The 1,330-nt window shown below is 21.8% G+C and carries 1 protein-coding gene; it reads left to right on the top strand.

Annotated elements, in window-relative coordinates; all coding sequences use genetic code 11:
- Positions 1-123 precede the first annotated feature (123 nt).
- Positions 124-1,330, top strand: a 1,207-nt coding sequence (locus AMN95_RS02555) for a DNA methyltransferase (RefSeq protein ID WP_256997925.1), incomplete at its 3' end; no start/stop codon positions are given.

Genomic DNA, 1,330 nt, shown 5'->3' with positions numbered 1-1,330 from the left:
TTTAATTTACAGATAAAAAAATTAACAATATTTATTTATAATAAAATTTTTATTATTAGAATATTCTTACTTAAAGAGTACTAAATTATTGGTAATAAAAACATATCGGATGTAATATTTATAATGCCCACTTTAACTACAAAAAAAACTTTTCAACCAATCGAGGCTAAGTCCCATACTGATCCATATAAAATTCATAAATATTTTGCAAGAAGACCATGGAACGTATTTGAGCAATTAATAAAATCTTATTCAAAAGAGGGAGATATAGTTTTAGATCCTTTTTGTGGGGGAGGAACAACTATCTATGAATCTATTAAATTAAAAAGAAAAGCAATTGGTTTTGATATTAATCCATTATCAATTTTTATAGTCAAAAATATGTTTTTAAATGAAGATATTATTTTGCTACATAAAATATTTAAAAAAATAGATAATTTTTTAGAAAAACTTTACGAGCCCTTAAATTCAAAATTAGAAAAAAAATTCAATACTAATTTAGATAAAATTGAATGGTTAGAGCTTTGTCATCAAGTTGAATGTCCAAATTGTAAATCTATAGTAAAACTGATTAAAGAAAACCAAATTAAAGGTGGGGAATATAAATGTAATTGTAAAAAGGGTTACAAATTCAAATCTATAAATGCAAAAAATTGTGGTTATATTTATCTTTATTTTAAGAACAAAAATAAATTTTATTATTTTGATACTACCTCTTTAAATATAATTGAAAATCATAATAATTTTTTAAAAAAATTAATTAAAAAAAATAAAATTAAAATTAAAAAAAATAAAATACCTTTAAATTGGGATAGGCAATTAGAGGATGCGCTATATAGAAAAAATATATTATATTTTGAGGATTTTTTTACAAAAAAGAATCTTTATATTAATCACTTACTAAAAGATTTTATAAATAATTTAAAAATAAAAAAAAATATAATTGAAATATTTAGATTTATTTTAAGCAGTTCATTAAAAGATACTAATATTATGAGTTTTGCTAATAGTAAGTGGCAATCAGGAAAACCTACCACATGGTCTAAACATGCTTACTGGGCACCCCCACAATTTTGTGAAGTTAACATAAGATCAGCATTTGGAAATGCCTTTAATAGGATTATAAAATTAATTAATCATAACAAAAACTTAAAAATTAATGATAAAGTTAGCGAAAACATTCAAAATTTTGACAAAAACAATCTTATTTTAATATCTAAGACAATAAACAAAACCAGTCTTCCAAAAAAAAAATTTATTGATGTTATCATAACTGACCCACCATACGGTCACAATGTACAATATTTAGAACTTTCACATTTTTGGTTTA

The sequence above is a fragment of the Candidatus Pelagibacter communis genome (genome assembly GCF_001180185.1).
Classification (GTDB): domain Bacteria; phylum Pseudomonadota; class Alphaproteobacteria; order Pelagibacterales; family Pelagibacteraceae; genus Pelagibacter; species Pelagibacter ubique_F.
This window is presented reverse-complemented; position numbering and strand designations above follow the sequence as displayed.